The 24,367-nt window shown below is 61.2% G+C and carries 20 protein-coding genes; 9 read left to right on the forward strand and 11 right to left on the reverse strand.

Annotation, left to right across the window (positions count from 1 at the left end):
* Window positions 1-558, reverse strand: coding sequence for an NADPH-dependent FMN reductase (locus AC6I6U_RS25990; RefSeq protein ID WP_497878855.1), 558 nt, complete (start codon window positions 556-558; stop codon window positions 1-3).
* 218 nt (window positions 559-776) lie between these two features.
* Between AC6I6U_RS25990 and AC6I6U_RS25995 the strand changes: the two genes are divergently transcribed.
* Both AC6I6U_RS25995 and AC6I6U_RS26000 read left to right on the forward strand, forming a co-directional pair.
* Window positions 777-1,010, forward strand: a complete 234-nt coding sequence (locus tag AC6I6U_RS25995) for a hypothetical protein (protein WP_497878856.1) — start codon at window positions 777-779, stop codon at window positions 1,008-1,010.
* A gap of 96 nt (window positions 1,011-1,106) precedes the next feature.
* On the forward strand, window positions 1,107-2,003 hold the full coding sequence (locus AC6I6U_RS26000) for a LysR family transcriptional regulator (RefSeq protein WP_497878857.1): 897 nt from the start codon (window positions 1,107-1,109) through the stop codon (window positions 2,001-2,003).
* Between the two features lie 3 nt (window positions 2,004-2,006).
* On the opposite strand, the gene AC6I6U_RS26005 is transcribed toward AC6I6U_RS26000, so the two are convergent.
* The 5 genes from AC6I6U_RS26005 to AC6I6U_RS26025 form a co-directional block, all read right to left on the reverse strand.
* A complete protein-coding gene (locus AC6I6U_RS26005; RefSeq protein ID WP_497878858.1) occupies window positions 2,007-2,567 on the reverse strand; it encodes a GNAT family N-acetyltransferase in 561 nt (186 codons plus the stop codon).
* Window positions 2,568-2,598: 31 nt separating this feature from the next.
* On the reverse strand, window positions 2,599-4,854 hold the full coding sequence (locus tag AC6I6U_RS26010) for an Orn/Lys/Arg family decarboxylase (protein ID WP_497878859.1): 2,256 nt from the start codon (window positions 4,852-4,854) through the stop codon (window positions 2,599-2,601).
* 118 nt (window positions 4,855-4,972) lie between these two features.
* Entirely contained in the window at window positions 4,973-5,716 is a 744-nt protein-coding gene (gene dnaQ, locus AC6I6U_RS26015; protein ID WP_497878860.1) for a DNA polymerase III subunit epsilon, read from the reverse strand.
* Window positions 5,709-6,161 carry a ribonuclease HI gene (gene rnhA / locus AC6I6U_RS26020; RefSeq protein ID WP_497878861.1) on the reverse strand — a complete coding sequence of 151 codons (453 nt, stop codon included), beginning with the start codon at window positions 6,159-6,161 and terminating at the stop codon, window positions 5,709-5,711. Before rnhA ends, dnaQ begins: the two co-directional genes overlap by 8 nt.
* A gap of 105 nt (window positions 6,162-6,266) precedes the next feature.
* Window positions 6,267-7,025 carry a methyltransferase domain-containing protein gene (locus AC6I6U_RS26025; protein ID WP_497878862.1) on the reverse strand — a complete coding sequence of 253 codons (759 nt, stop codon included), beginning with the start codon at window positions 7,023-7,025 and terminating at the stop codon, window positions 6,267-6,269.
* 74 nt (window positions 7,026-7,099) lie between these two features.
* Here AC6I6U_RS26025 and gloB point away from each other — a divergent pair, with 74 nt between their 5' ends.
* The 7 genes from gloB (at window position 7,100) to AC6I6U_RS26060 (ending at window position 17,054) form a co-directional block, all read left to right on the forward strand.
* Window positions 7,100-7,879, forward strand: coding sequence for a hydroxyacylglutathione hydrolase (gene gloB / locus AC6I6U_RS26030; RefSeq protein WP_497878863.1), 780 nt, complete (start codon window positions 7,100-7,102; stop codon window positions 7,877-7,879).
* Between the two features lie 100 nt (window positions 7,880-7,979).
* Window positions 7,980-9,383, forward strand: a complete 1,404-nt coding sequence (locus tag AC6I6U_RS26035; RefSeq protein ID WP_497878864.1) for a transglycosylase SLT domain-containing protein — start codon at window positions 7,980-7,982, stop codon at window positions 9,381-9,383.
* 292 nt (window positions 9,384-9,675) lie between these two features.
* Window positions 9,676-11,505, forward strand: a complete 1,830-nt coding sequence (locus AC6I6U_RS26040; protein ID WP_497878865.1) for an extracellular solute-binding protein — start codon at window positions 9,676-9,678, stop codon at window positions 11,503-11,505.
* Complete coding sequence (locus tag AC6I6U_RS26045) at window positions 11,502-13,346, forward strand: extracellular solute-binding protein (RefSeq protein WP_497878866.1); 1,845 nt, start codon at window positions 11,502-11,504, stop codon at window positions 13,344-13,346. Before AC6I6U_RS26040 ends, AC6I6U_RS26045 begins: the two co-directional genes overlap by 4 nt.
* Window position 13,347: 1 nt before the next feature.
* Complete coding sequence (locus AC6I6U_RS26050; protein ID WP_497878867.1) at window positions 13,348-14,421, forward strand: microcin C ABC transporter permease YejB; 1,074 nt, start codon at window positions 13,348-13,350, stop codon at window positions 14,419-14,421.
* A 1-nt stretch (window position 14,422) separates the two neighbouring features.
* Window positions 14,423-15,442 (forward strand): ABC transporter permease, encoded by a 1,020-nt coding sequence (locus AC6I6U_RS26055; RefSeq protein WP_497878868.1) that lies wholly within the window; start codon window positions 14,423-14,425, stop codon window positions 15,440-15,442.
* Window position 15,443: 1 nt separating this feature from the next.
* Window positions 15,444-17,054 carry an ABC transporter ATP-binding protein gene (locus tag AC6I6U_RS26060; RefSeq protein ID WP_497878869.1) on the forward strand — a complete coding sequence of 537 codons (1,611 nt, stop codon included), beginning with the start codon at window positions 15,444-15,446 and terminating at the stop codon, window positions 17,052-17,054.
* A gap of 121 nt (window positions 17,055-17,175) precedes the next feature.
* Here AC6I6U_RS26060 and AC6I6U_RS26065 read toward each other — a convergent pair whose 3' ends face one another.
* The 5 genes from AC6I6U_RS26065 to clpP form a co-directional block, all read right to left on the reverse strand.
* Window positions 17,176-19,035 (reverse strand): SurA N-terminal domain-containing protein, encoded by a 1,860-nt coding sequence (locus tag AC6I6U_RS26065; RefSeq protein WP_497878870.1) that lies wholly within the window; start codon window positions 19,033-19,035, stop codon window positions 17,176-17,178.
* Between the two features lie 241 nt (window positions 19,036-19,276).
* Complete coding sequence (locus tag AC6I6U_RS26070; RefSeq protein ID WP_003183171.1) at window positions 19,277-19,549, reverse strand: HU family DNA-binding protein; 273 nt, start codon at window positions 19,547-19,549, stop codon at window positions 19,277-19,279.
* A gap of 149 nt (window positions 19,550-19,698) precedes the next feature.
* On the reverse strand, window positions 19,699-22,095 hold the full coding sequence (gene lon, locus AC6I6U_RS26075; protein ID WP_497878871.1) for an endopeptidase La: 2,397 nt from the start codon (window positions 22,093-22,095) through the stop codon (window positions 19,699-19,701).
* Window positions 22,096-22,255: 160 nt separating this feature from the next.
* Window positions 22,256-23,539, reverse strand: a complete 1,284-nt coding sequence (gene clpX / locus AC6I6U_RS26080) for an ATP-dependent Clp protease ATP-binding subunit ClpX (protein WP_497878872.1) — start codon at window positions 23,537-23,539, stop codon at window positions 22,256-22,258.
* Window positions 23,540-23,651: 112 nt separating this feature from the next.
* On the reverse strand, window positions 23,652-24,287 hold the full coding sequence (gene clpP / locus AC6I6U_RS26085; protein ID WP_497878873.1) for an ATP-dependent Clp endopeptidase proteolytic subunit ClpP: 636 nt from the start codon (window positions 24,285-24,287) through the stop codon (window positions 23,652-23,654).
* Window positions 24,288-24,367: the final 80 nt, after the last annotated feature.

The following is a 24,367-nucleotide window of genomic DNA, read 5'->3' on the forward strand; positions in this document are numbered from 1 at the left end:
TCAGGCCTTCTTGTGCTGTTCCACCCACTGCCCATAGGCATTGATGAAACCCTGCAGGAACGGTTTGCTCTGTTCCGACAGCTTGCCCGCCTCATCGAATGCACTGCCCGCACCACCGAAGTAGGCTTCGGGCTGCTGCATGCACGGCACATTGAGAAACACCAGCGACTGGCGCAGATGATGGTTGGCACCGAAGCCACCGATCGCCCCCGGCGATACGCTGATCACCGCTCCCGGCTTGCCACTCCAGGCGCTCTTGCCATAGGGCCGCGAGCCAACGTCGATGGCGTTCTTCAACGGCGCGGGCACCGAGCGGTTGTATTCGGGGGTCACGAACAACACCGCATCGGCCGCGGCGACCTGTTCGCGAAAGGTGGTGTAGGCCGCTGGCGGCGTGCCGTCGATGTCTTCGTTGTACAGCGGCAGGTCGCCGATCTCGACAATCTCCAGCTTCAGGTTCGCTGGCGCCAGATCAGCCAGGGCCAGCGCCACCTTGCGGTTGATCGACTCTTTTCTCAGGCTGCCAACCAGCACGGCGACGGTATGGACATTACTCATGGACACTCCGGATATGCGAGACAAGGGAGCTTTAGTTATAGATGATCAGCCACGGCAATTGTCGGATTTTTCCCGGTAGCCTTTGGTACATGGCCCCTTGCCCGACCAGAAACCGGCAAGATCACATGACTATTTTTTTCCAGGGATAAAACTTCCCCGAGGCGGGCACGGTCTACAGAGCCGCAAATCGGCAGTTAATTTCCAGAGGTTCAATACAGATGGCCGCAGTACTCGTCGGACAATTTCATGCCAGGGACGCCGAAGGACGCGTGTATTCCGTGCATGAGTTCCAGGAATCCATGCCTTCGGAAGCGGGCCTGGCCGGCACGGAGCCCGTCACCACCTACAAACTGGCCATTGGCGATCGCGTCAATAAACTCGACGAAAACGAGTTTCTGCTGGTCCAGTCCGGTATCACGCTCATTCGCGAACCCGATACCATCGCATCATGACGCACCGCTGAACGCACGCCGACCTGCAGTCTTGCCGGCCAACTTGGGTTAGGATCAGTCCACTGACCTCTTCCGTGCGGGACATGGACTTCAAGCATGCGTCTACGCCATATCGAAGCAATCCAGGCCATCCTGCAGACCGGCAACCTCGGCCCCGCCGCCGAGTTGCTGCAACTGCCGGCGTCCACGCTCAGTGCCACCCTGCAGGATGCCGAGCAACAATTGGGCTTCCTGTTGTTCGCCACCGTCCGCGGGCGGATGCAGGCAACTCGCGAAACCCGCGAGCTGCAACCGCAGATCAGTCACCTGTACCGCGAGCTGGAACCGTTGCGGCGCCTGGCCGCGGAACTGCGCCAGCACCAGGCGCCACCGCTGCGCGTCACCTGCACCCCGACACTCGCCCAGCACCTGCTGCCGCAAGGCATCGCCGCCCTGCGCCGGCGCTTCCGGGATACCCCGTGCACCCTGGCCAGCCAGCATACCCGTGATATCGTCCGCGGCTTGCTGCTGCGCGAGATCGAACTGGGCCTGAGCCTGCACGACCCCGAGCACCCGCAGATCCAGTGCGAGACGCTGGCCCAGGGCAAGCTGCAACTGCTCGCGCCCCACGGCTGGTTGCAACCGAAACAGAAGTACATTTCCCTGCAGGAGCTGGCAGGACAACCGATGATCGGCCTGGAACAGCAGGACACCCTCAGCCTGCTGCTCGACAGCAAGCTGCAGGGCCTGCGCCCGCCACCCCAGGTACAGACGCGGGTCCAGACCTACCAGATGATGCGCAGCATGGTCGAGGCCGGCGAAGGCCTGGCCATTGTCGATCCCTTCACCGCAGTGGGTGCCAGGGAGGGTGGGCTGGATGTCTGCCCGATCTCGCCGGCGGTCCCCATCACCCTGCATGCCCTGACCCTGAAGGAGCGCGAGCCTTCGGCAGCGCAGAGGGCCCTGCTGGAAATCATCGGCGAGAAAGCCGGCAACATGCTGGCGCCGGCCTGATCCTCAGGCCGGCGGCGCGAACAGCAGGTACCAGAACAGCGCCACTTCGCGAGTCTGGGCATCAATGCCGCGATACCGCAGGTGATCCATCCCGCCCAGTACATAACCGCAACGCTCGTACAGGCGACAGGCGCCGAGGTTGTTGTTCTGGGTTTCCAGCATCACGCCCGGCAGGTTCTTCCTGAGGCTCCAGAACCGCACCTCCTCCAGCAGGGCCCTGGCCACGCCGTGACGCCGCGCGCGGGCGTTCACCGCCAGCTCGTCGACGTGGGCAAAGCCGTTCCAGTTGGTGCTGACCACCACATGCCCGGCCGGCCGGCCATCGAGGTAGGCCATGAAGATCGCACTGTCCGCCTTGCCGCGAAAGCTGGCGAACTCCTCGGGGTCGATGCCATAACACTTGCGGTAGGGGGCCACTGCGGTCAGCGGCCACTGGTCGACCTTGCGGCCCATCTCGGCTCGGCCATAGGCCTTGACCTCGAAGCTGAAATCGCTGCCCCAGATATACTCGGAGAAGCCCTCGTCGGCCACCCGGACCGAGACTTCAGGGTCTTTCGGGTTCATGACTAAATGCATAGGGCGAACTGTCCTGTCCTCATTCCTTGATGCAATCGACGGTATAGCAGCGGCCATCACCGTTGTCTTCGTGTTGCAGGCCGTGCACATCCGCGACGAAACCGGGGAAACCACTGTCGAACGCCCGGGCAAAGGCCAGGTAGTCGATGATCGAACGGGTCGCCTCGGTAAAGCGTTCGCCCGGCATGATCAGTGGGATACCGGGCGGATAAGGTACCAGCATGACCGCCGCGACCCGCCCCTGCAATGCATCGATCGACACCGCTTCGACTTCGCCGCGAACCAGGCGGTCGTAGGCATCGGCAGGTTTCATCGCAACTTCGGGCAAAACCGTGTACATCCGCTTGAGATGCCTGGCCGTGGCATTACTGCGATAACAGCCGTGCAGTTGATCACACAGGTCGCGCAGCCCCATGCCCTGGTAGCGCTGCGGCCCCTGCCTGGCGACTGACGGCAGGCAACTGGCCAGGCTGGTGTTGGCGTCGTAGTTGCGCTTGAAGTCCAGCAACTCCGTCAGCAAGGTACTCCATTTGCCTTTGGTGATGCCCATCGAGAACAGGACCAAAAACGAGTACAGACCGGTCTTCTCCACCACCAGGCCGCGCTCCCAGAGAAACTTGCTGACCACCGCCGCCGGAATGCCGCGCTCGCTCAGGGCGCCACCCGCTGTGAGCCCTGGCATCACCAGAGTGACCTTGATCGGATCGAGCAGCACGTAGTCCTCGGCCACGTCACCGAAACCATGCCAGTCGGCCTGCGGTTCCAGCAACCAGTCCGGCGTCTCGACCCGGTCGATACCCTCCACCCGTGGAGCCTGCCAGATACTGAACCACCAATCATCGGCGGCAATATGCTGGCGCAGATTGGCCAGGGCGCGACGAAAGCTCAGCGCTTCATCGAACATTTCCTGGAGCAGCGAGCGCCCCGCCGGCCCCTCCATCATCGCCGAGGCCACGTCCAGGGAGGCGATGATGCTGTATTGCGGCGAGGTGGAGATGTGCATCATGAAAGCTTCGTTGAAACGGTCGCGGTCCAACTGGCGCGCCCCACCATCCTGCACATGGATCATCGACGCCTGGCTGAAGGCCGCCAGCAGTTTGTGGGTCGAGTGGGTGGTGAACACCAGCGGGCTGTCCGGGGTTCGTGAAGTGCCCATGCCGTAGCGCCCGGCAAAAAACTCGTGGAAGGCCGCATAGGCATACCAGGCCTCGTCGAAATGCAGGACCTCGACGCTGTTGCCCAGGCTCTGCTTGATCAGCTCGGCGTTGTAGCACAGGCCGTCGTAGGTCGAGTTGGTGACAACCGCCAGTTTCACCCTGGGCGGACGCCCACGGGTCAACGGACTGGCCTCGATCTTTGCCTGGATCGATTCACGACTGAACTCGCTCAGCGGAATCGGGCCGATGATCCCCAGCTCGTTGCGCTCCGGGCACAGGTACAGCGGAATGGCGCCGGTCATGATGATCGAATGCAGCACCGACTTGTGACAGTTGCGGTCCACCAGCACCAGGTCATCGCGGCCAACCATCGAATGCCAGACGATCTTGTTCGCGGTGGACGTGCCGTTGATCACGAAAAACGTATGGTCGGCGCCAAAATTGCGCGCGGCCCGGGCTTCGGCCTCGGCCAACGGGCCAGTGTGATCCAGCAAGGAACCCAGTTCCGGTACGGACACCGACAGGTCGGAGCGCAGGGTGTTTTCCCCGAAGAACTGGTGAAACGCCTGCCCTACCGGGCTCTTGCGGTAGGCCACGCCACCGCCGTGGCCGGGCGTGTGCCAGGAATAGTTGGAGTCGGCAGTGTGTTGCACCAACGCCCGGAAAAACGGCGGCAGCAAACCATCCAGGTAATTGCGCGCCGCGCGGGCGACCTGCCGGGACAGGAACGGCACGGTATCCTCGAACAGATAGAGAATGCCGCGCAGTTGGTTCAGCTCGCTCATGGCGTCGGCCGGCGCATTTTCCAAGGTGACCTGTTCGCCCAGCGCGAAGATCGGCAGGTCGGGAGCACGGACCCGCGCCAAGCGGATCAGCTCGACCATGTTCTGCAGCAGGTGAGTGTTTTCCCCGGCGCCCTCGGCTGCAATCAGCAGGCAGGCCAAACCATGGTGGGTCGAGGCGACCAGGCGGCCCTCGGCGTAGTCGACGGCACAGAAAACGCTGAAACCGTCCTGTTCGAGTTCCTTGGCGATTCCCCGTACCCGATCTCCGGCGACCGTGTCCGCCTTGATGTCGCGGTGCACGATCAGGATCGGAAACTTCAAATCCTTGTACATGGGCCTGTCAGTCCTGAAGCGACGGGATACCGCCCGTCTGTTCCTTCAGGGTAGAAGCTGTTTGTCCTACATGTGAAGTTGAAAGAAGAGAAAGGAGAACTCTTGTAACAAACAACCTCTACTGCGCTGCGGCTTCGGCCAGTTGCGTCCAGAGCGCCGGTGCACCGGCGGACTTGGCAATGATTTCCAGGCGAGCCTGGTGTTCAGCCAGTTCGCTGTCGCTGGCGCGGATGATCCGGCCCGGCTTGCGCTCGGCCGACAGCCGGCGGATTTCGCTGGCCTGCCCGGCCCCGCCTTCACCGGCGCCGTCGCCGGTGCTGCCGGCCAGGGACAGGCTGGTCTGGCCACCGGTCATGGTCAGGTAGACGTCGGCGAGAATCTCCGAGTCGAGCAAGGCGCCGTGCAGTTCACGGCCGGAGTTGTCGACCCCATAGCGCTTGCACAAGGCGTCGAGGCTGTTGCGCTGGCCAGGATGGCGTTCCCGGGCCATCAACAGGGTGTCGAGAACGCTGCAGTGCTGGCTGATATCGGCGCGGTCGTGCAGCCCTGCCAGGGCGAACTCGTTGTTGATGAAGCCAACGTCGAACGCCGCGTTGTGGATGATCAGTTGCGAACCCTTGATGAACTCGAAGAATTCATCGGCCACTTCGCCGAAACGTGGCTTGCCGATCAGGAACTGGTCGGTGATACCGTGGACGCCGATCGCGCCCTCGTCGCTTTCGCGATCCGGTTGCAGATAGACGTGGAAATGCCGCCCGGTCAGGCGGCGGCCGATGATTTCGACGCAACCGATCTCGATGATCCGGTGGCCGTCGGTCACCGGCATACCGGTGGTTTCGGTATCGAGTACGACACTACGCATGCTTGACTCCCCGTACTTCATCGACGCCGCGGTTGGCCAGTTGATCGGCACGTTCGTTGCCCGGATGGCCGATGTGCCCGCGTACCCATTTCCATTTCACGGTGTGGCGGTTGACCTGCTCGTCGAGCAGTTGCCACAGGTCGGCATTCTTTACCGGCTCCTTGGCCGCGGTTTTCCAGCCACGCTTCTTCCAGTTGGTCATCCACTCGGTGATGCCTTTCATCACATATTGGGAGTCGGTCACCAACAGCACTTCGCAGGGCCGCTTGAGCTCTTCGAGCCCGCGAATCGCGCCCAGCAGTTCCATGCGGTTGTTGGTGGTGTTGGCTTCACCACCCCAGAGTTCCTTCTCGACCCCCTTGAAGACCAGCAGTGCGCCCCAGCCGCCAGGACCAGGGTTGCCCTTGCAGGCGCCATCGGTGAAGAGTTCAACGGTATCGCTCATTACAACCTTTCCATCGAAAATTGCTCTATGGGCCATCGGTCAAGGGCCGAGGGCACCTGGGCCGGCAGAGCCGACCCGCTGATAAGTTCTGTGAGAGCTGGCCTGCTAGGGCTCACTGGGGCGCCGGTTGACCTTGGCCAGCGGCAGTGGCACCAGCTTGCCGACCGGCTCGCGTCGTACCTGCTGGACCGGCCGCAGGCCAATCATGATCTTGCGTGCCACCAACAGATAGAAACCGCCACCGGCCAGCTGCCAGCCACCGGCAATGCGCTCCAAGCCCGCCAGTCGAGCCTGCCAGGCAGGCGAGGCCAGCGGCGGACGATAGCATCCGAAGCGGCGTTTCTCCAGCGCAAAGCCCAGCAGGTTCAGCCAGTCGGCAACCCGCGAGGGGGAAATGCAACGGGCCTGGCGCAAGGCGTCGTGGGCAAATACATGCCGCAGCCCCCAGGCACTCCAGGGATTTATTCCAACAATCAGCAAGTGCCCGCCGGGACGCACGCTGGCTGCCGCTTCACGCAGCAGGCCATGGGGTGACAGACAGAAATCCAGGCCGTGCTGCAACACCACGACATCCGCCGCGTGCTCGCTCAACGGCCACGCCCGCTCCTCGCAGACGATCTCGACCCCCGGCAGCGGCGCCCCCAGGCGCACGTTGCGGCGCACCTGCTGCGCTTGCGGCGGCGTCTCGGCAGATGGCCCGTAATGAACCAGGTAACCGCCGAAATAGCGCTCAAGCTCTTCGTCGAGCATGCGTCGCTCTTCATCGAGCAGCAGTTTCCCCAGCGGTCCTGACAACCAGTCGCGGGCCGCGCTGATCAGTGCCAGCCATTCAGGATCGGCCTGGGCGAACGCTTTATCGGTCATTGCTTGCTCCAACTCGCCATGAGCCATACCAGCCTCTAAGATGCGCCAATGTTTTCCGCTTGGCGACTTCCAACATGATACAGATCGATGCACTGCCCGCGTTCACCGACAACTATATCTGGCTGCTGCAGGATAACGCCCGGCGTCGCTGCGCGGTGGTCGACCCCGGTGACGCGGCGCCGGTCCTGGCGTGGCTGGAGGCCCATCCGGGCTGGCAACTGGAGGACATCCTGGTCACCCATCACCACCACGATCACGTCGGCGGCGTCGAGCGCCTGAAACAGGCGACGGGTGCCCGGGTACTCGGCCCCGCCGAGGAAAACATCCCGGCCCGTGACGTGGCACTGCGCGATAACGACCGGATCAGCATACTCGACCTGCCATTCCAGGTGTTCGCGGTGCCTGGTCATACCCTGGGCCACATAGCCTTCTATCAGGTGGATGCAACGGCCCCGCTGCTGTTCTGCGGCGACACGCTGTTCGCTGCCGGCTGCGGCCGCCTGTTCGAGGGCACGCCCGGGCAGATGCATGCCTCGCTGAGCCGACTGGCAGCCCTGCCTGCCCACACCGCAGTCTACTGCACCCACGAATATACCCTGGGCAACCTGCGCTTCGCCCAGGCCGTCGAGCCAGACAATCTGGCTATCACCGCACGATTGGAACAGGTCAGCCAGTGGCGGGCCGACGGGCGGATCAGCCTGCCCTCCAACCTGGCCCTGGAACTGCGTACCAACCCATTCCTGCGGGTTGGCGAAACATCTGTTAAAGAAAAAGCGGACGAACGGAACGGCCGTGACAACCGCTCGCCAAGTGAGGTTTTTGCTGCCCTGCGAGCCTGGAAAGACCAGTTTTGAGACAAGGAGGCGGTCGGCACGCAAATGCTCAATGGTTGACCGCACCCTGAGCGCTTTCTAGAATCGCCCGACATTTTTGCCCGGAACTACCTTCCAGCCAATGTCGTCACCTAACCGAAAACCCATAAATTCAGGCACATTGACGCGATTGGCTCAGGCTGTCGCCGTGGCTGTTTCCGCCACTCTGGCGGGTTGCCAAGGCTTGCATCACCCCTCGGACAGCGGCAGCGAAACAGCGCCGAACCTCAACGTCCGGATCAAGCAGAAGCCCATCTGGATCGGCGAGAAAGCCAACCCGACTCCGCCACAGGATGTCTGGGAACGCATGCGCCAAGGCTTCAAGCTGCAGGACGGCCTGGGCGTGAACCCACGCATCGAGCAGCAACGCCTGTGGTTCGCCAGCAACCCATCGTTCCTGGAAAACGCCAGCGAACGCGGCACCCTTTATATCCATTACATCGTCGAGCGTCTCGAAGAGCGCAACATGCCGCTGGAACTCGCGCTGTTGCCGGTCATCGAGAGCGCCTATAACCCGATGGCCTACTCCCGTGCCGATGCGGTCGGCCTCTGGCAGTTCATCCCGTCCACCGGGCGCAACTTCAACCTGCGCCAGGACCGTTTCTACGATGGGCGCCGCGATATCACTGCCTCGACCCTCGCCGCACTGAACTACCTGACCCGCCTGCACGATATGTTCAACGGCGACTGGCTGCTGGCCATGGCCGCCTATAACGCCGGCGAAGGTACCGTCAGCCGAGCCATCGAGCGTAACGAAAAACTCGGCCTGCCGACCGACTACTGGAACCTGCCGCTGCCGCAGGAAACCCGTGACTACGTGCCCAAGCTGCTGGCCCTGTCCCAGGTGGTGATGTCGCCGGAAGCCTACGGCGTCAACCTCAACCCGATCGCCAACGAACCCTACTTCGCCAGCATCGAAGTCAACCAGCCGATGGACCTTTCGCGGGTCGCGGCCCTGGCCGAGATCGATGAAGACGAGATGATCCAGCTGAACCCGGCCTACAAGCAGAAAGCGACCCTCGACGGGCCACAACACCTGCTGGTACCGAGTTCCAAGGCACAGTTGCTGACCGCCAGCCTGTCCAACCTCAAGCCCGAGGAACTGGTGAGCCTGCGCCCGAAGAAACCGGTCTTCGAGAACGTTGCCAGCAATGGTCCGGCCCGTCGCTACAAGGTCAGGAACGGCGACAGCCTGTCGTCGATCGCCAAGGCCAACAAGGTCGATGTCAAGGAACTGCAGCGCTGGAACAAGCTGTCCGGGCACAAGCTGAAGATCGGCCAGACCCTGGTCATGCAGGGTAACGTTCGCGCGCCGGTCAGCAAGAAGTCGACTGCTCCCACTACCTACAAGGTGCAGAAAGGTGACTCCTTCTATATTGTCGCCAAGCGTTTCAATGTCGAAATGCAGCACCTCAAGCGCATGAACCCGCGTACCGGCCAGGCGCTGAAGCCAGGCCAGATCCTTACTGTTTCCCAGCCGCGCTGATCTGCACATGGCAGATGACCTGCGGGGGCACGGCTCCCGCCATTTTCTTTGAATGGCCGCCTTTGGCGGTTCGCGGGCGAGCCCGCTCCTACACTGGCCGAGTCGTGCACAGATTAAGCGTATGACACCCTGTGGGAGCGGTTTGTCGGGACGCCGTGTCGCTGCGAGAAGGTACTCAAGCCTTGCTCGTAGCCAGAATTCCCCACCAGAGCGGTGGTCTTTTTCCTACCGATACAAGCTGTTAAGGTACGATCCATATAGCCCAAGCAGCCTGGATCGGTTCCCTGAGTTGATGCGTCCCCTCCTTCCGTTCTTCATCAGCCTGGCCTTGAGCTTTCCCGCAAGCGCGACGATCAGCGAAAGCCACGGTTATGCGCAGTTCGGCACGCTCAAGTACCCCGCCAAGTTCACCCACTTCGACTGGGTAAACGCCGACGCGCCCAAGGGCGGCACCTTGCACGTGATGGCCTTCGGCACCTTCGATACGCTCAATCCCTATACTTTCAAGGGCACCAGCCCGGTATCGACGCCAAACTTCCTGCAATACGGAGTCAACGAGCTGAACGAAACCCTGATGGTCGGCACCGGCCAGTATGCGCCGTCTGGCGATGAACCGACCTCCAGCTATGGCTTGATCGCACAATCGCTGGAGTACAGCGAAGATCGCAGCTGGGTCGTGTTCAATCTGCGACCCGAAGCGCGCTTTCACGATGGCACGCCGATTACCGCCTACGACGTAGCGTTTTCCTATCGCTTGCTGTTGAAGGAGGGGCACCCGCAGTACCGGACCGACCTGCAGGAGGTCTCCCGAGTCGATGTGCTCGGCCCCCAGCGGATTCGCTTCGTGTTCAAGCGTTCGGGCAACCCGCTGCTGATCCTGCGCCTCGGCGAATTGCCGGTGTTGCCGCAACACTACTGGCAGGGCCGCGATTTCAAGGCCACGACCTTCGAGCCGCCGCTGGGCAGCGGCCCGTATCGCATCACTCGGGTCCAGCCTGGCCGGCAACTGGTGTTCGAACGAGTCAAGAACTGGTGGGGCGAGAACCTGCCGGTCAACCGCGGCAAGTACAACTTCGATCGGGTCGAGGTCGAGTTCTACCGGGACAGCGAGGTCGCCTTCGAGGCGTTCAAGGCCGGTGAGTTCGATATCTATATCGAGCACCAGGCGAAGAACTGGTCCAATGGCTACAACTTTCCCGCCGTGCTGCGTGGTGATGTGATCAAGGCGCAAATCGCCCACCAGATCCCGACGCAGACCCAAGGGCTGTTCATGAACACCCGCCGCAACACCTTCGCCCAGGACAAGGTGCGCGAGGCCCTGGGAATGATGTTCGATTTCGAATGGACCAACCGCACGCTGTTCAACGATGCCTATCGACGTACCCTGAGCTACTACCCCAACAGCGAGTTCTCCGCCAGCGGGCTGCCGGTCGGGCAGGAATGGCTACTGCTGTCGCCGTACCGCGACCAACTGCCGGCCGCCCTGTTCACCCAGCCCTACAGCCTGCCACGTACCGACGGCCGCGGCATTCCCCGCGAAACCCTGCGCCGCGCCCTCGGCCTGCTCGCGCAGGCCGGTTGGAAACTGGACGGCCAGCGCCTGCTGAACAGCGCCGGGCAACCGTTGCGCTTCGAAATCCTGCTGGTCAACCCGAACCTCGAACGGATCCTCCAACCCTACGTCGAAAACCTCGCCAGCATCGGTGTGGAAGCGCACCTGAGAACCGTTGATCGGGCGCAATACAAACAGCGCCTCGACCAGTTCGATTTCGACATGATCCTGATGACCCTCGACCAGACGCTCAGCCCCGGCCTGGAACAGTGGCAGTACTTTCACTCCAGCCAGGCCGCGGTCAAGGGCAGCAAGAACTACGCCGGCGTCGCCAACCCGATCGTCGACCGCCTGCTCGAAGCCCTGCTCGCCGCCCAGTCGCGAGACGAGCAACTGGCTGCGGGCCGCGCGCTGGATCGCGTCCTGCTGTGGCAGCACTACATGATCCCCAACTGGTACCTCAACTATCACCGCCTGGCCTACCGCAACCGGTTCGCCTTCGTCACCACGCCGCCATACACCCTGGGCCTGAGTGCCTGGTGGATGAAAGCTTCGGAGAAAGCCCAATGATGCCTTTGCGTGCCCTGCTGCTGTGCGCCAGTGGCCTGCTGTCGATCGGAATCGCCGGTTTCGCCGGTGCCACCCCACAACATGCCCTGACCCTCTACGACGAGCCGCCGAAATACCCCGCCGACTTCAAGCACGTCGACTTCGTCAATCCCGACGCGCCCAAGGGCGGGACCTTCCGCCAATCGGCCTCCGGCAGCTTCGACAGCCTCAACCCGTTCATCAACAAGGGCGTCCCGGCCGACGGTATCGGCCTGATCTACGACACCCTGGCCCGCCAGGGCCTGGACGAGCCCTTTACCGAATACGGCCTGGTCGCGGCCAGGATCGAAAAAGCCCCGGACAATAGCTGGGTACGCTTCTACCTGCGCCCGGAGGCGCGCTTCCACGACGGTCATCCGATGCGTGCCGAAGACGTGGTGTTCAGCTTCGAGACCCTGATCAAGGATGGCGCTCCGCTCTACCGCGCCTATTACGCCGATGTCGCCGAGGTGGTCGCCGAAGACCCGCTGCGGGTGCTGTTCAAGTTCAAGCACACCAACAACCGCGAACTGCCGCTGATTCTTGGCCAGTTACCGGTACTGCCCAAGCACTGGTGGGCCACCCGAGACTTCAACAAGGGCAACCTGGAGTTCCCCCTCGGCAGCGGGCCTTACAAGCTGGCCGAGGTCAAGGCCGGTCGTTCGGTGCGCTATGAGCGGGTGAAGGACTACTGGGCCAAGGACCTGCCGATCAACCGCGGGTTCTACAACTTCGACGTGATGACCACCGATTACTACCGTGACAACAGCGTCGCCCTCGAGGCCCTCAAGGCCGGGCAGTTCGACTACTGGCTGGAAATGAGCGCGAAGAACTGGGCCAACGCCTACAACACCCCGGCAGTGGCCGAGGGGCGGCTGATCAAGGAACAGCTACCCAACGGCAACCCGACCGGCATGCAGGGCTTCGTCTACAACCTGCGCAAGCCGATGTTCCAGGACATTCGTGTCCGCGAGGCGCTGAGCCTGCTGTTCGACTTCGAATGGAGCAACAAGCAACTGTTCAATGGTGCCTACACCCGCACCCGCAGCTATTTCGAGAACTCGGAGATGGCCGCCACCGGCCTGCCGGACAAGGCGCAACTGGCGATCCTCGAACCGCTGCGCGGGAAGATTCCCGAGCAGGTGTTCAACCAGGCCTACCAGCCATCGCTCTGCGACGGCAGCGGGATGATCCGTGACCAGCAACGCCGAGCCTACCAACTGCTGCTCGAGGCCGGCTGGCATATCGTCGACGACAAGATGGTCGACACAGAAGGCAAGCCGGTACGCATAGAGTTCCTGCTGGCCCAGACCGAATTCGAACGGGTGCTGTTGCCGTTCAAGCGCAACCTGAGCGACCTGGGAATCGACCTGGTGATCCGCCGGGTCGACGTATCCCAGTACATCAACCGCCTGCGCTCGCGGGACTTCGACATGGTCGTCGGCAGCTTCCCACAATCGACCTCGCCAGGTAATGAACAACGCGAATTCTGGATGTCCGCCAGCGCCGACAAGCCCGGCAGCCGCAATACCATGGGCCTCAAGGACCCGGCCGTGGACACTCTGGTGGAAGAGCTGATCAACGCCGATTCGCGGCAGAGCCTGGTCGATCATGCCCGGGCATTGGACCGTGTGCTGCAGTGGGGCTTCTACGTGATTCCGAACTGGCACATCAAGACCTGGCGCATCGCCTACTGGGACCACGTCGCCCACCCGAAAATCTCGCCGGCCTACGATGTCGGCACCTCCACCTGGTGGATAAAGCCGGACGCGACGCCGGTGATATCGCCGGACAACACTCACGGCACAGGCGCGGGGCAATAAGATGCTGGCTTACATTTTTCGGCGGCTGCTGCTGATCATCCCGACCCTGTTCGGCATCCTGCTGATCAACTTCGTAATCATCCAGGCCGCCCCCGGCGGCCCGGTGGAGCAAATGATCGCCAAGCTCGAAGGCTTCGACGGCGCCACCAGCCGGATCGCCGGGGGCGGCTCGGAAGTCTCGGTCGCCGGTTCCAGCTATCGCGGCGCACAAGGCCTGGATCCGGCGCTGATCAAGGAAATCGAGCACATGTACGGCTTCGACAAGTCGGCGCCGGAACGCTTGTGGATCATGGTCAAGAACTACGCGACCCTGGATTTTGGCAACAGCTTCTTTCGCGATGCCAGGGTCATCGACCTGATCAAGGAGAAGATGCCGGTATCGATCTCACTCGGTTTGTGGAGTACGCTGATCATGTACCTCGTGTCGATCCCGCTGGGCATCGCCAAGGCGACCCGGCATGGCAGCCATTTCGACGTCTGGACCAGCTCGGCGATCATCATCGGTTATGCGATTCCGGCGTTCCTGTTCGCCATCCTGCTGATCGTGGTGTTCGCCGGCGGTAGCTACCTGGACTGGTTCCCGCTGCGCGGCCTGACCTCGAACAACTTCGACCAACTAAGCGTGTTCGGCAAGATCCGTGACTACTTCTGGCACCTGGTCCTGCCCGTTACAGCCCTGGTGATCGGCAACTTCGCGACCATGACGCTGCTGACCAAAAACAGCTTTCTCGACGAAATCAACAAACAGTACGTGATCACGGCCAAGGCCAAGGGCCTGACCCAACGCCGCGTGCTTTACGGCCATGTGTTCCGTAACGCGATGCTGCTGGTGATCGCCGGCTTTCCCGCCGCCTTCATCGGCATCTTCTTCACCGGCTCGCTGCTGGTGGAAGTGATCTTCTCCCTCGACGGCCTGGGCCTGATGAGCTTCGAAGCGGCGATCAACCGCGACTACCCGGTGGTATTCGGCACCCTCTTCATCTTCACCCTGCTGGGCCTGGTGGTGAAGCTGATCGGCGACCTGACCTATACCCTGGTCGACCCACGTATCGACTTCGAACATCGGGAGCATTGAGATGCAACTTTCCCCCCTCAATCGCCGGCGTTTCGAGCGCTTCAAGGCCAACAAACGCGGCTGGTGGTCGTTGTGGCTGTTTCTCGGCCTGTTCGTCATCAGCCTCGGTGCCGAACTGATCGCCAACGACAAACCGCTGGTGGTGCATTACGACGGCGGCTGGTACTTCCCGGCTCTCAAGCGCTACCCGGAAACCACCTTCGGCGGCGAATTCCCGCTGGAGGCCAACTATAAGAGCCCCTACATCCGTGAACTGATGAAGGCCAAGGATGCCTGGGTGCTATGGGCACCGATCCCCTTCAGCTACCAGAGCATCAACTACGACCTCAAGGTCCCGGCACCCGCCCCGCCGTCGACGGACAACCTGCTGGGTACCGATGACCAGGGCCGTGACGTGCTCGCACGAGTGATCTACGGCTTCCGCATCTCGGTGCTGTTCGCCTTGACCCTGACCATTCTCAGCTCGATCATCGGCGTGATCGCCGGCGCCCTGCAGGGGTTCTATGGTGGTTGGGTCGATCTGGCCGGCCAGCGTTTCCTGGAAATATGGTCCGGCCTGCCGGTACTCTACCTGCTGATCATCCTCGCCAGTTTCGTCCAACCGAACTTCTGGTGGCTGCTGGGAATCATGCTGCTGTTCTCCTGGATGAGCCTGGTGGACGTGGTCCGCGCCGAGTTCCTGCGTGGCCGCAACCTGGAATACGTACGCGCGGCACGAGCGCTGGGCATGCAGAACGGCGCGATCATGTTCCGGCATATCCTGCCCAATGCCATGGTCTCGACCATGACCTTCATGCCGTTCATTCTCACCGGCGCCATCGGCACCCTGACCGCCCTCGACTTCCTTGGCTTCGGCCTGCCGCCAGGCGCACCGTCGCTCGGCGAGCTGGTGGCCCAGGGCAAATCCAACCTGCAGGCCCCATGGCTGGGTATCAGTGCGTTCGCCGTGCTGGCGATCATGCTCAGCCTGCTGGTGTTCATCGGCGAGTCCGCCCGCGATGCCTTCGATCCGAGGAAATGACATGAACCAGGACAATCTGATCGAAATACGCGACCTGGCCGTTGAGTTCGTCGTCGGCGAGCACCGCCAGCGGGTGGTCGAGAGTGTCAGCTTCGATATCCGCCGGGGCGAAACCCTCGCCCTGGTCGGCGAGAGCGGCTCCGGCAAGTCGGTGACCGCACACTCGATCCTGCGCCTGCTGCCCTACCCGCTGGCGCACCACCCCAGCGGCAGCATCCGCTACGCCGGGCAGGATATGCTGGCCCTCAAGGAAAAGACCCTGCGGCATATTCGCGGCAACCGTATCGCGATGATCTTCCAGGAGCCGATGACCTCATTGAACCCGCTGCACTCGATCGAGAAGCAGATCAACGAGATCCTCGCGATCCACAAGGGCTTGACCGGCAAGGTCGCCACACGACGCACTCTGGAGCTGTTGGAACTGGTCGGCATACCCGAACCTCACAAACGCCTCAAGGCGCTGCCACACGAGCTCTCCGGGGGCCAGCGGCAACGCGTGATGATCGCCATGGCCCTGGCGAACGAGCCAGAGCTGCTGATCGCCGATGAGCCGACCACGGCCCTGGACGTCACCGTGCAACTGAAGATCCTCGACCTGCTCAAGGAGCTGCAGGCACGCCTGGGCATGGCCCTGCTGCTGATCAGCCATGACCTCAACCTGGTGCGGCGGATTGCCCATCGGGTCTGTGTAATGCAGCAGGGACGCATCGTCGAGCAGGCCGATTGCGAGGCGTTGTTCAGCAAGCCACAGCACCCATATACCTGTGAACTGCTGAGCGCCGAACCACGCGGCGAGCCCGCGGCCAACCAGGTCGGCGCCCCCTTGCTGGAAGTCGAGGACCTGAAAGTCTGGTTCCCGATCAGGAAAGGCCTGCTGCGCCGCACCGTCGATCACGTCAAGGCGGTGGACGGTATCAACTTCAGCCTGCCCCAGGGCCAGACCCTGGGCATCGTCGGCGAAAGCGGTTCGGGCAAGTCGACCCTGGGCCTGGCGATCCTGCGACTGATCGGCAGCCAGGGCGAGATCCGTTTCGAGGGCCAGACGCTGAGCAGCCTGTCGCAACAACAGGTACGCCCGTTGCGCCGGGAAATGCAGGTGGTGTTCCAGGACCCGTTCGGCAGCCTCAGCCCGCGCATGTGCGTCAGCGAGATCGTCGGCGAAGGCCTGCGCATCCACAAGATTGGTACGCCAGCCGAGCAGGAACAGGCGATCATCGCCGCGCTGAAGGAAGTCGGCCTCGACCCGCAGAGCCGGCACCGTTATCCCCATGAGTTCTCCGGCGGCCAACGGCAGCGGATCGCCATCGCCCGGGCCCTGGTGCTCAAGCCGGCACTGATCCTGCTCGACGAGCCGACCTCGGCCCTGGATCGCACCGTACAGCGCCAAGTGGTCGAGTTGCTGCGCTCGTTGCAGGTCAAGTACAACCTGACCTATCTGTTCATCAGCCATGACCTGTCGGTGGTCAAGGCCTTGAGTCACCAATTGATGGTGGTCAAGCACGGCCAGGTGGTCGAGCAAGGGCCGGCACGGGAGATCTTCGAGGCGCCGCAGCACCCCTACACGCGGCAATTGCTGAAGGCTGCGTTCCTTACCCCCGAGAAGGCCTCGTAGGCCTGGCAGGGACTCTTCACGAACAAGTCGGACGCTTCAACACAACATCTGGACCGACAGAAACAGGAAGGCCGCTCGATTGAGCGGCCTTCCTGTTTACAGCAAAGCTATATCAGCGGCTTCAGAAGCGCTTGATTTCCGCCTCGCCTTCCAACTGCTTGCGATACGCGGCAAAGTCCTGCTGGCCGATACGCGAAGCGAGGAAGCGGCGATAGGACGCCTTCTCCTGATCGGTCGGTGCAGCCCCCTCGTTGACGCCACTCAGGCGCACGATGACGAGGTTGCCATCGGCCAGGGTGACGGTTTCAAAGGTCGGCTTGTCCTTGGCCACAGGCTTGGGCATGCGGAACAGTGCCTGCAGCACCGCCGGGTCCACGCCTTCCTGACCACGACTGGCGGCTTCCTGCACCTTCCAGGCCTGGCCAGCTGGCAGCGCCTTGCCTTCACGCAGGCTGGCGATCAGTTCGTCGGCCTTGACCTTGGCAGCCGCAGTAGCGTGCTCCTTGGTCAACTGCTTGCGAATGCTCGCGTCGACGCTTTCCAGTGGCAGTTGCTCAGGCTTGCGGTGTTCCTTCGCACGCAGCACCAGCACGGTATCCGGGTCGAGGTCGATGGCACTGCTGTTCGCCCCCTCGTCCAGGACTTCCGGGCTGAATGCAGCCGTCACCACGGCACGATTGGCCGCAATGCCTTCGCCACCTTCACGACCGAACGGCGCAGTGGTCTGTACCTTCAGGTTCAGATCCTGGGCCGGCTGGGCCAGGTCGGACGCCTCGAACGACGAATCTTCGAGCTGCTTGGTGGCCTCGACGAAACGCTGCTCGACCTGTTGGGCTTTCAGCTCGCGGGTCAGCTTGTCCTTGAGGCTGGCGAAGGTCGGCACTTCAGGTGCTTCGACGCCCAGCAGTTTGATCAGGTGGTAGCCGAACTCGCTGCGCACCGGGCCCGATACCTGATCCTTGTTCAAGGCATACAGCGCCTTTTCGAAGGCCGGATCGTAGACGTCAGGGCCGGCGTAGCCGAGGTCACCGCCGTTGTTGGCCGAACCCGGGTCCTGGGAGAACTGCTTGGCCAGGGCCGCGAAATCCTCACCCTTGGCCAGGCGCTGCTGGATCTCTTCGATCTTCGCTTTCGCCTGGGCATCGGTGACCTTGTCGTTCACTTCGATCAGGATGTGCGCCGCACGGCGCTGCTCAGCCAGGTTCGAGGTTTCTTTCTTGTACAGCGCCTGCAGGTCTTCATCCTTGACGCTGACCTGATCGAAGAAGGCCGACTTCTTCAATTCCAGATAATCGACGACCACCTGGTCCGGTGTCATGAACTCCTTGGCATGCTTGTCGTAGTAGGCCTTGACCTCATCACCGGTCAGCTTTACGGCAGCCGGGTCGCTCTTGACATTCAGCGAAGCGAAATCGCGGGTCTGCTTCTCCAGGCGGGCAAAGGCCTGCACTTGGGTATCGGTCACGAAACCGCTGCCTGCCAGACCGGCGCGCACCTGGCCAATGAGCATTTCCTGGGTCAGCATCTGGCGGAATTGCATACGGCTGTAGCCCAGCTGACGAATCACCTGGTCGAAACGGTCGGAGTTGAACTTGCCATCGACCTGGAATTCAGGTGTCAGCAGGATGACCTGGTCCAGCGCGGCTTCGGAGAAGCCGAATTTCGACTTTTCAGCGCCTTGCAGCAGCAGCTTGCGATCGATCAGGCCCTTGAGAGCCGATTCGCGGAGCATTTTTTCATCCAGCAGTGCTGGGTCGAAATCCTTGCCCAGTTGCTGCATCAGTTGGCGACGTTGCATGTCGACCGCCTGGCTCAGCTCGTTCTGGGTGATTTCCTCACCATTGACCTTGGCCGCATCCTGACTGGTGGAGGTGGCCCGAAAAATGGCATCGAAACCGGTCAGCGCCATCAGTAGAACGATGGTGCCGATGATGGTCTTGGCAATCCAGCCTTGTGAATTGTCCCTGATATTTTGCAGCATGCGTCCCCCAGAAACGGTTGAACCTCAAGAATGGACAACCGTGGAGCGTGGGTAGAGTCCGGATAGAAGAAAGGCGCATCCGAGGATGCGCCTTCTCGTAACTGGCGGAGCGGGCGAGGATCGATCATTCAACCCCGGCATGACAGGTCAGCAGCCCTGGTGGGCCCGGCCAACCGATTTACCGCTCCGCTACCAGGTCAGGAGCGAGCCCGACCTGGGTAGGCAAAGGCGTTGAAGAAACTCAGTTGACCGCTTCTTTCAGTGCTTTACCAGCTTTGAAACCTGGCTTCTTGGCAGCCGGGATTTCCAGCGTCTTACCGGTCTGAGGGTTACGACCAGTGCGAGCAGGACGATCGGTAACGGAGAAAGTACCGAAGCCAACCAGTACAACGGAGTCGCCAGCCTTCAGAGCGCCAGTGACGGATTCGATTACTGCGTCCAGCGCACGGCCAGCAGCGGCTTTCGGGATATCAGCAGATGCAGCGATAGCATCAATCAGTTCCGACTTGTTCACTCTAAGTCCCCTTATATCTATTGAGTATGTTTCTAAGTTTTTGGTGAATCTGAAACGGGTGCTGAATGGCCTACAGCCACTTAATAAGTGCCGCTTTATAACAAGGGCTCTAAAAAGCTGTCAAGGAAGCCCCCCAGGCAAGATCTCTACTAATGGGTACTGATTCTTTCCTTGGAATCCGAATCGCGTTTCTCATCCTTCGCGACGATCTCCGGAGCCACATCTGGCAAGGGCTCCGGGGCGTATTGCAGCGCAATTTGCAGGACCTCGTCAATCCATTTAACCGGTTTAATCTGAAGATCCTGCTTAATATTGTCAGGAATTTCCTTCAGATCACGCACATTCTCTTCTGGAATGATCACGGTCTTGATCCCGCCACGGTGAGCGGCCAACAATTTTTCCTTCAGGCCGCCAATCGCCAGTACCTGGCCACGCAGGGTGATTTCGCCGGTCATGGCGACATCTGCACGCACAGGAATGCCGGTCAGCGCCGACACCAATGCGGTGCACATTCCTACACCAGCGCTAGGACCATCCTTCGGCGTGGCACCTTCCGGCATGTGGATATGGGTGTCGCGCTTCTCGTGGAAATCCAGCGGGATACCCAGGCTCTTGGCCCGGCTGCGCACCACGGTCTGGGCCGCGGTGATCGACTCGACCATCACGTCACCCAGGGAACCGGTCTTGATCAGTTGCCCCTTGCCCGGCACCACAGCCGCCTCGATGGTCAGCAGTTCGCCGCCCACCTGGGTCCAGGCCAGGCCAGTCACCTGCCCCACCTGGTCCTGCTGCTCGGCGAGGCCGTAGCGGAACTTGCGCACGCCCAGGAAGTGCTCCAGCAGGTCGGAAGTGACCTTCACCGAGAAGCGTTTTTCCACCGCATGCTCTTTCACCGCCTTGCGGCAGACCTTGGCAATCTGCCGCTCAAGCCCACGCACACCGGCTTCGCGGGTGTAGTAGCGGATGATGTCGCGGATCGCATCCTCTTCGAACTCCAGTTCACCCTTCTTCAGGCCGTTGGCCTGGATCTGCTTGGGCGACAGGTACTTCGTCGCGATGTTGATCTTCTCGTCCTCGGTGTAGCCCGGCAGGCGGATCACTTCCATCCGGTCCAGCAGCGCCGGTGGGATGTTCATCGAGTTGGAGGTGCACAGGAACATCACGTCGGACAGGTCGTAGTCGACTTCCAGGTAATGGTCGTTGAAATTGTGGTTCTGCTCGGGGTCCAGGACCTCCAGCAACGCCGAAGCCGGATCGCCACGCATGTCGCTGCCCATCTTGTCGATTTCATCGAGCAGGAACAGCGGGTTGCGTACGCCCACCTTCGTCATTTTTTGTATCAATCTTCCTGGCATCGAACCGATGTAGGTCCGGCGATGGCCACGAATTTCTGCTTCGTCACGCACCCCCCCGAGGGCCATGCGCACGAATTTGCGATTGGTCGCGCTGGCGATCGACTCCGCCAGGGAGGTCTTGCCGACACCCGGAGGGCCGACCAGGCACAGTACGGGCCCGCGAATCTTCTTCACGCGCTTCTGTACGGCGAGGTACTCGAGAATGCGCTCCTTGACCTCGTCCAGGCCATAATGGTCGGCATCGAGGATTTCCTCGGCACGCTTGAGGTCCAGGCGCACCTTGCTCTGGGCTTTCCACGGTACCTGCACCAGCCAGTCGAGGTAAGAACGTACCACGGTGGCCTCGGCGGACATCGGTGACATCTGCTTGAGCTTGTTCAGCTCGGCCTGGGCCTTGGCCAGGGCGTCCTTGGGCAGACCGGCGTCATCGATGCGCTTTTTCAGCTCCTCGATTTCGTTATGGCCTTCGTCACCATCGCCCAGCTCTTTCTGAATGGCCTTCATCTGCTCATTCAGGTAGTACTCGCGCTGGCTGCGCTCCATCTGTTTCTTGACGCGACCACGAATGCGCTTCTCGACCTGCAGCAAGTCGATTTCGGCATCCAGCAGCGCTAGCACGTGCTCGACACGGGCCGGCAGCTCGATGATTTCGAGGATTTCCTGCTTCTGCTCGATCTTCAGCGCCATGTGCGCAGCCATGGTGTCTACCAGGCGGCTGGGCTCATCGATGCTGTTGAGCGAGGACAGGACCTCGGCCGGTACCTTCTTGCCCAGTTGCACGTATTGTTCGAACTGCGACAGAAGGCTGCGTACGAAGACTTCGGATTCGCGATCCGGCGCTTCGGTTTCCTCGATCAACGCCACCTGTGCACGGCAATGGCCATCGACCTCGCTGAAATGCTCGACGGTACCGCGCTGCTCGCCCTCTACCAGCACCTTGACGGTGCCATCAGGCAGCTTGAGCAGTTGCAGTACGGTCGCCACGGTACCGACCCGATACAGCGCATCTTCGCCCGGGTCATCATCGGCAGGATTACGCTGGGCCAGCAGCAGGATCTGCTTGTCGCCCGTCATCGCGGCCTCGAGGGCTTCGATAGACTTCTCGCGCCCCACGAACAGCGGGATAACCATGTGCGGATACACCACGACATCACGCAATGGCAGGAGAGGCAATTCGATGGTCGTCTTCATGATTTCGCCTCTACAGCGGCCCGAAGGCCGAAAGGTGGAAAGTAAGCTTGGAATCAAGATGGGGGTTGCTTGGGAAAAAAACAAGCGCCCTCTCTTCGCAAAAGCAGCAAAAGCAAAAGGGGGCCCTAGGGCCCCCTTTTCGGGTCACGCACGTCGACACTTACGCGTCAGGTGCGGCCTTGGCGGTCGGCTCGCTGTTTTCATAGATATACAGCGGCTGGGACTTGCCTTCTATGACGCTTTCGTCGATCACCACTTTACTCACGTCGGTTTGCGACGGGATTTCGTACATGGTGTCGAGCAGGATGCCTTCGAGGATCGAACGCAGGCCACGAGCACCGGTCTTGCGCTCCAAGGCACGGCGGGCCACGGACTTCAGCGCATCGGCACGGAACTCGAGGTCAACACCTTCCATTTCGAACAGCTTGGCATACTGCTTGGTCAAGGCGTTCTTCGGCTCGGTGAGGATTTGCATCAATGCAGCCTCATCCAGCTCGTCCAGGGTCGCCAGAACCGGCAGACGACCGACGAACTCCGGGATCAGGCCAAACTTGACCAGATCGTCAGGCTCGACTTCACGCAGGGACTCGCCAACCTTCTTGCCCTCTTCCTTGCTGCGGACTTCGGCACTGAAGCCGATGCCGCCCTTGGTGGAACGGTTCTGGATGACCTTTTCCAGGCCGGAGAACGCACCACCGCAGATGAACAGGATATTGCGGGTGTCGACCTGCAGGAATTCCTGCTGCGGGTGCTTGCGACCGCCTTGCGGCGGAACGGAAGCGACCGTGCCTTCGATCAGCTTCAGCAAGGCCTGCTGCACACCTTCGCCGGAAACGTCCCGGGTGATCGAAGGGTTGTCGGACTTGCGGGAAATCTTGTCGATTTCGTCGATGTAGACAATACCCATCTGGGCCTTTTCCACGTCGTAATCGCACTTCTGCAGCAACTTCTGAATGATGTTTTCCACATCCTCGCCTACATAACCCGCCTCGGTGAGGGTGGTTGCGTCAGCGATGGTGAACGGCACATTCAGCAGGCGTGCCAGGGTCTCGGCCAGCAGGGTCTTGCCCGAGCCGGTCGAACCGATCAGCAAGATGTTGCTCTTGCCGAGTTCGACGTCGTCACTTTTCTTGTCGCGCTGGTTCAAGCGCTTGTAGTGGTTGTACACCGCTACGGCCAGAACCTTCTTGGCACGTTCCTGACCAATGACATACTGATCAAGGATGCCGCTGATTTCTTTAGGCGAAGGCAATTTATGCGCGCTGCTCTCGGCCTGTGCTTCCTGCACCTCCTCACGGATGATGTCATTGCACAGGTCGACGCACTCGTCGCAGATAAAGACCGAGGGGCCGGCAATCAATTTGCGCACTTCATGCTGGCTTTTGCCACAGAAGGAGCAATAAAGCAGCTTGCCGTTGTCCTCGCCGTTGCGGGTGTCAGTCATTCGTTCGATCCAAATCCGATAGGCTTGCAACACAAGATGAAGGCTATTGCGGGCTTTTTCAAGCCCGCAGGTGATCGGACCGGCCGACCACCCCTATTTTGTGCTGCTTATTTCACGCTGGGCGCTTTTCGATCACTTCATCGATCAGGCCGTATTCACGTGCGGCGGTTGCGCTCATGAAGTTGTCGCGGTTGGTGTCGCGCTCGATTTCTTCAAGAGTACGCCCGCTGTGCTTGGCCATCAGCGAATTGAGGCGCTCGCGGATGAACAGGATTTCCTTGGCATGGATTTCGATATCCGATGCCTGGCCCTGGAAACCACCCAGCGGCTGGTGAATCATCACGCGCGAGTTCGGCAGGCAGAAACGCTTGCCTTCGGCACCTGCGGTCAGCAGGAATGCGCCCATGCTGCAGGCCTGGCCGATACAGGTAGTCGACACGTTCGGCTTGATGAACTGCATGGTGTCGTAGATCGACATGCCTGCAGTCACCGAGCCGCCTGGAGAGTTGATGTAGAGATGGATGTCCTTGTCCGGGTTTTCCGCTTCAAGGAACAGCAATTGCGCACAGATCAGGTTGGCCATGTAGTCCTCTACCGGGCCCACCAGGAAGATCACTCGCTCCTTGAGCAGACGCGAGTAGATGTCATAGGCGCGCTCGCCACGAGCGGACTGCTCGACAACCATCGGGACCAGGCCGCCAGCGGCCTGGATATCAGAGTTCTGCTGAATATAAGAATTACGGAACATGCTCTGCACCCAAATAGTCATGTCTTGAATACGCATAAGCCAGCTCGAGGCTGGCTTATGGTGTGTATTTTCCAACGAGT

Source organism: Pseudomonas sp. UTLPPB19802 (assembly GCF_059730225.1).